The sequence below is a fragment of the Limosilactobacillus galli genome, from assembly GCF_947381495.1.
Taxonomy (GTDB): domain Bacteria; phylum Bacillota; class Bacilli; order Lactobacillales; family Lactobacillaceae; genus Limosilactobacillus; species Limosilactobacillus galli.
The window spans coordinates 1-5,534 of record NZ_CANCWK010000066.1 but is presented as its reverse complement, the minus strand read 5'-3'; the positions used below and the strand labels follow the sequence as shown (position 1 = coordinate 5,534).

General features: G+C 40.6%; 11 protein-coding genes. 2 read left to right on the top strand and 9 right to left on the bottom strand.

The window, feature by feature from the left end; translation table 11 throughout:
- Nucleotides 1–51 precede the first annotated feature (51 nt).
- The 8 genes from QOS10_RS08920 to QOS10_RS08885 all read right to left on the bottom strand — a co-directional run bounded on the left by QOS10_RS08920 (nucleotide 52) and on the right by QOS10_RS08885 (nucleotide 3,523).
- Nucleotides 52–315: a hypothetical protein gene (locus tag QOS10_RS08920; protein WP_283595130.1), complete on the bottom strand. Its 264-nt coding sequence runs from the start codon at nucleotides 313–315 to the stop codon at nucleotides 52–54.
- The gene (locus QOS10_RS08915; protein WP_283595129.1) at nucleotides 315–656 is read right to left on the bottom strand and encodes a hypothetical protein; all 342 of its coding nucleotides are present in this window, start codon (nucleotides 654–656) and stop codon (nucleotides 315–317) included. The genes QOS10_RS08920 and QOS10_RS08915 overlap by 1 nt, the downstream gene beginning before the upstream one ends.
- Nucleotides 643–909 carry a hypothetical protein gene (locus QOS10_RS08910; RefSeq protein ID WP_283595128.1) on the bottom strand — a complete coding sequence of 89 codons (267 nt, stop codon included), beginning with the start codon at nucleotides 907–909 and terminating at the stop codon, nucleotides 643–645. The genes QOS10_RS08915 and QOS10_RS08910 overlap by 14 nt, the downstream gene beginning before the upstream one ends.
- A 23-nt stretch (nucleotides 910–932) precedes the next feature.
- The gene (locus QOS10_RS08905; protein WP_283595131.1) at nucleotides 933–1,601 is read right to left on the bottom strand and encodes a Rha family transcriptional regulator; all 669 of its coding nucleotides are present in this window, start codon (nucleotides 1,599–1,601) and stop codon (nucleotides 933–935) included.
- A 220-nt stretch (nucleotides 1,602–1,821) separates the two neighbouring features.
- Entirely contained in the window at nucleotides 1,822–2,736 is a 915-nt protein-coding gene (locus tag QOS10_RS08900) for a DnaD domain-containing protein (protein WP_283595127.1), read from the bottom strand.
- Nucleotides 2,714–2,938, bottom strand: coding sequence for a hypothetical protein (locus QOS10_RS08895; protein ID WP_283595126.1), 225 nt, complete (start codon nucleotides 2,936–2,938; stop codon nucleotides 2,714–2,716). The genes QOS10_RS08900 and QOS10_RS08895 overlap by 23 nt, the downstream gene beginning before the upstream one ends.
- Nucleotides 2,931–3,146 (bottom strand): hypothetical protein, encoded by a 216-nt coding sequence (locus QOS10_RS08890; protein ID WP_283595125.1) that lies wholly within the window; start codon nucleotides 3,144–3,146, stop codon nucleotides 2,931–2,933. The genes QOS10_RS08895 and QOS10_RS08890 overlap by 8 nt, the downstream gene beginning before the upstream one ends.
- Before the next feature lie 137 nt (nucleotides 3,147–3,283).
- Complete coding sequence (locus tag QOS10_RS08885; protein ID WP_283595123.1) at nucleotides 3,284–3,523, bottom strand: hypothetical protein; 240 nt, start codon at nucleotides 3,521–3,523, stop codon at nucleotides 3,284–3,286.
- Between the two features lie 81 nt (nucleotides 3,524–3,604).
- Here QOS10_RS08885 and QOS10_RS08880 point away from each other — a divergent pair, with 81 nt between their 5' ends.
- Entirely contained in the window at nucleotides 3,605–3,976 is a 372-nt protein-coding gene (locus tag QOS10_RS08880; RefSeq protein WP_283595122.1) for a hypothetical protein, read from the top strand.
- Between the two features lie 269 nt (nucleotides 3,977–4,245).
- Complete coding sequence (locus QOS10_RS08875; protein ID WP_283595121.1) at nucleotides 4,246–5,091, top strand: DUF4393 domain-containing protein; 846 nt, start codon at nucleotides 4,246–4,248, stop codon at nucleotides 5,089–5,091.
- Between the two features lie 140 nt (nucleotides 5,092–5,231).
- On the opposite strand, the gene QOS10_RS08870 is transcribed toward QOS10_RS08875, so the two are convergent.
- Complete coding sequence (locus QOS10_RS08870) at nucleotides 5,232–5,438, bottom strand: hypothetical protein (protein ID WP_283595119.1); 207 nt, start codon at nucleotides 5,436–5,438, stop codon at nucleotides 5,232–5,234.
- Between the last annotated feature and the right edge of the window lie 96 nt (nucleotides 5,439–5,534).

Below are 5,534 nucleotides of genomic sequence, written 5' to 3'. Positions count from 1 at the left end.
AGACAACAGAAACAAATCGGTGAAAAACTACATTTTTAAACCGGTGAAATCCTACATTTTAAAATCGGTGTTGACACCCATATCGCAAATGCTGACAATCTTTGATGATTTGATAGCTACTCTATTGCTTATTCTGAAGTGCATTTTGAAACGAATATTAGGGAACTTCCCACAAGGAATACTAACTTTCTCAAGCTGATAAAAAGCAAGCCATCGAGGCATAGTTTTAAGATGTTCAAGGACTTGATCCACGCTATTATCAGCATAAAATTTACCATTTGTTGTCGTAATTTTGGTTACCGTTGTTTTGCTCATTAGCCTTCGTTCTCCTCCACATTGATCATCATTAAGCCATCCTCAAAGTAGTAACTCATCTTCCAGCCAGCCTTCCTCATCATGCCGATCAACTTCTCAGCCACCGCTGTGCCATCAGCATGCTCAAAAACTTGGTAAAGGCGATCCTCCATTGGGCTATAGTCGCCATTTAACCCTTCTGGATCAACTGGCAATGACAGGCAAGCATCACAATGCTGGTCATAAAGCTGATGACCAAGAATGGTCTGATAAATATCAAACAGCTCTTCATTCAGCCGATCCAGGTAAATACGTTGTTGTCGCTTAGCATAGCCCGGTCGCAGGTAGTTATTTAGTTCCATCAAGCTGCCCCCGTTCTTCAGGCTTAGTCATTGAGTACTCGATGACCGCATTTGCCAGCTTTTTCTGCTTATCCTTGTTCATCTGGTGACGATGGCAGCGGATCGTATACTTGCCGCACATTCTTTGATCAATTCGCGCTAGTTCGTACATCCCCCACATCACCAGCAAATCGTGGTCAGACACCTTGCTTTTGCTGATCCTAAATTCATCGTTCAAAGCTTTAACTGTTGTTTCCAACTCAGTAGTTTTCATCTCGTACACCTCATTCTTGATCTTTATAAAATCGTCATTTGTGCATTAGCATCTTGGATCACTTGCTGTAGTTCAAATGGCGGATACCAATTTTCGATAAACGCCAACGCCTTATCGAAGTTCTTCATCGGCAGGTCGTTGTAACGATCCTGGTTAAAGGTTTCGCAGTATGAGCTAAACAATGCTCGATATACTCTGGAGCGAACTGTCTTATCCTCATAAGCATTTGACTTCTTACCACCCAGTACCTCAATCACCTTGGCATTACGTCGTTTACTGAAGGTATGAGCCATGTTACCTGGCAGGCCCATCCGGTTCTTAATATCTTCAACGTTCTTGGCCAAACCGTCATAGCCCTGAGCAATTATCTGAATTTGTTCTGGTAACGTCAGCGGTTGGGGATGCTGGCGCAGGTTATCTTCCATCTCGTTAAAGGCTTCAATGTAGGCTAGCTTGAACTGCAATGCCTTGGCCCCCGTGAAGCCCATGGCCAATAATGAGAAGCCATCACGATTCATGTAAACCATAGGATATTCTTTACCTCGATTTACATAAGTTCCTTCTACAAACATATTTCTCGTAGCTGAATTTTCAGCTGCCAAATTCTGAATACTCTGTAAGACATTTTTATGTTGCTTCTCAAAACTCTTTGCTACTTGCAAGCTTGTTGTAACTGCTTGCCGATTATGCATAATTACTAGATTTTCCATTTCATGCTCCAATCACAGGTTTTGCTCGTTACATACCCGATAGATCTTAAGTGCCCGATCACCAAGACGGCGGTGGCGCGATTCCGTGGACATCTGACGCATATAAGACTGCGTCCATCCCCAGCGTGCACACAATTCTTTGTAGGTGCCGACATCCAGAAAGTGCTCACCACGATAAACTGAGTAGATCATAGCCATAAGATCACTCCCCTATCTTGTAAATGGGGATGCGTGGCCCATTTACATGAACCGGCTTGCCGTGATACATCGCATCATCATCCTGCGCTTGCTGTAGGGTATGAATTCCGCTCTGCTGGTATCGACTAAGAATATAGCCAAGATAATTAAAGCGTGGAGTCTCTGCATTCTGGGCCATTGAGTCAATGGCATAGCAAACAACCTCTAGTGACAGATCATCAATGTAATCTGCAAGGATCTGCTGTTGATTCGGATTAAGCTTGATGTGCAGTTTTTTCAGTTTGGCTTCGGCACTACTAGTACTAGTAGTCTTAGTTAAACTATATTTACTCTTACTTAACTTATCCTTACTCTTACCTAACCTAACCTGTGGATCCACTTTGGAGCCATTTTGGTTCCATTCTGGTTCCACCGGCTGGTTCCCTTGTCCCTCAACGGTTTGAGACGATTCAGTCATTTTTGAAGAAAAATTTTTGGAACCACTTTGGATCCGTTTTGGTTCCGGATTGGAGCCAGAGTGGTTCCGTTCTGGTTCCATATCGGTTCCAGACTGGATACACCTTGGATCCATTTGAGAGGCAATTTGGTACCGTTTGTTACGATCAATGGCCAGTAACTTACGATCATCAGAATAGATAGTCGTAGTGTACCGATCCTTTTTGACATAGTTGGATACCAACCAGTCCTTAATGGCAATCACACCATCATCAAAGACAATGATGTAGTCCTTCTTAACAAGTGCCTTAAGATCATCATCAGAAGCACCAATCATTCGCTTGATGGACTTGGGGTTGCCGACAAAGCCATCGTCATCAGCATTCATCCCCAAGTGGAAGTACAACGTCTGAGCAGTAAGCGCCATATCCAGGAACTTGTCCGTCTCAGTAACCTTCTGACTAAACATTCTTCTTTGAGCCATGATCGTACACTCCTTCTTCACGATAGACAGTATCTTTAATCTCTTCCGCAGCCTCCATGATTGCTTGTGCCCAACTGTAGACTGTGTTGGCTAACCATAGCCGCTCATTGCGTGTCTCGGCTTTATCAAGCTGGCGGGCGTAGTGATAGACCAGTCTAGCAAAATAGGGCAGCGCAACGAGGCTGTCCGCTTTTTTATTCATGTGGTATACTTCCTTTGTAAAGTTTTGTTCTAATACTTTGGTCATCAGTGTCACCAGCACTGGCGACCTTTTTGTGTTCACGCGGATCAAGCGGGTCAAACGCGATCAACACATAAATCAGTAGTAGTGCGATTGCTCCGCCGTAGCTGCCAATCATGGCACAATAGCAACACCATGCACCAACTAAAAATGAAATTGCTTTACTCATTACAGTTCACTTCCTTCCATGTTTACTGCGGTACTTCGGCCTAAGTATGTGATCGTGATGAATGACATGAAATATCGTTGCAACCAAGAAGATTACGATAATCACGATCCAAGGTAGGCAAATCAACGTCGTAAAGCTCATGAACTCACCTCCCTAAGATGTGGATCCAACAGCTTCTTACGTCGCTCATCTGACATGAACCGGAGGAACGCTTGCCATTTATCCTCATCAACAAACGTCCGCTTACCAGTCGGGCAAATAATAGCGTCCCGGTATTCGGGATACGACCTGCAATTATCTGCCCAGGCATAGAATGTCTTGTCCTTAATGCCATAGTCGGCGCAGATCTCCGGAACGGTCTTCCATGAATTAGCCATCATAATAATCAACTCCCTTCAAGATGACTTTTTCTTCCCACTGATATAATTGAGTTATCAAAATATCACGGAGGAATCATAATGGAACTAGATAGTATCGTGCTTAATCGTAAAGAGAAAAAGTTACTGAAGAAGATCATCTTCTTATCTAACAGGGCTGATCACGGCCTGGCTAGTACCGATTTAATCAAGCAACAGTCCGAATACGATAAGTATTATTTCTATCAATTGCGAGACTTTGGTTTAATTGGTACTCATCATTTACCCGAGCCAAATGAGAAAACTCACTGGCGCCCAGAGAACGGTACCTATGTCACCGACAAGGGAAGGCACTATAAAGACTGGCATTGGGAGCACCTGAGAATTTTCATCTATAAAAGTGTTATGACACCGATTGTGATAACGCTTTTAACCAACCTTGTATTGTATCTATTAGAAAAACATCTGAAATAGCAACGTGGTAAGAACACTTACAATCACCGGAACAGCAATTGTTTCCGTTAGGTACCACAGCAGCTTATCCTTCCAACTCATCTCATTCCTCCTCTGGTATGATTCCAAATCACTATCTGTGCCAGTAAACACATCCAAACTAATAACTAAATCATCTGCAATCTCCATAATCTTATTAAGGCTAGATTCATTAGCATCGTTGTAGTCTTTACAATAGGTAGTAAACTTATAATGTAATCTTTTGCTTTATATGAAAGGGCTGAAACCACATGGGTGATTTTCAAACAATTATTAATACTGCTTCTGGAGCCGTATTAGCAGGAACCCTATCTGGGCCACTAAAATCATTGGAAAATATCTGGTATGGTTCCATAGGATATAGGTTCGATTTATTTGCTAAAAAGAGAAAGATCCAAATGGAACAAGATCTTGAAGATTATAAAAATGAAATTGCAAACGAAATCATTAAGATTCCTCAAGACAATATTACCGATCCCAAGCTCAGCATTGTTGGGCCAGCATTAGAAGCTTCTAAATACTACATTGATGAATCCATATTAAGGAAAATGTTTGCTCGTTTAATTGCTAGTTCAATGGATAAAAACTGCGTAACCGATGTTCATCCAGCTTTTGTAGAGTTTATCAAGCAGATGACTAGCACTGATGCCCAGGTTCTTAGTGAAATTCATTCAAACAAAAATAGTATTGCGATCATAAAATATCGTGAACAAGTAACTAAAACTAAATATAAAGATTATCTAACTGAGATACCTGCCACTGAGGATAGTCAGAATAAATATAAAGAACATTCTTCTGCAATAATTAATCTGGCTAGACTAGGGCTAATTAGATATACATACAAAGAACAATTATCTGGCTTCGATTATGACAAAATTTTTCAAAACTCTAAGAGCTATAAGGAAGCCTATCACCAAGCTAGAAGTAGACGCTTAGATGTTAATAGAAAACTTGATATTCTTGAAAAAGTTGCTAAAAATAGCGGAATTCCCTATACTCCATCTTTTACCAAGGTAGATAATATCGATATATCCTTAATAAAGGGACTGGCTACAGTTACACCTTTAGGAATTGACTTCATCAAAGCCTGTTTCTAATCTCTTCTTTTTTGACCTCTTCATATTGATCGAAGAAGCGTTTTATTAGTTTATTAATAAAAAGCACATGTAAACTACATAGAAGAAAAGATACTATTATACTTGTAATTCCAGAAACAAAAATTATTAAAAACATTTGGTTAATCTCTTAACTCCTTCTTAATTTCCGACTTAGTAACCAACTTATGAAACAGCATTTCATTCACCACATGAAGCGCTGTTTCTTTTTGTTTGTAAGAATACTTTGGCTGATCTACCACATTCATGACCTTGTTTATTAACGGTTTGATTTCGTCATTAACTGCTAACAATAGATCAGGTGGAAGCTTTTGGTCTGAAAGTTTCATCTTTCATCCCCCTTTATTGTGGTTCTATGATATTCGGTAAGGATAAGATGAATTCTTATCTTTATCGTTTTTTGTTACTTGCTGTACCATTGATTT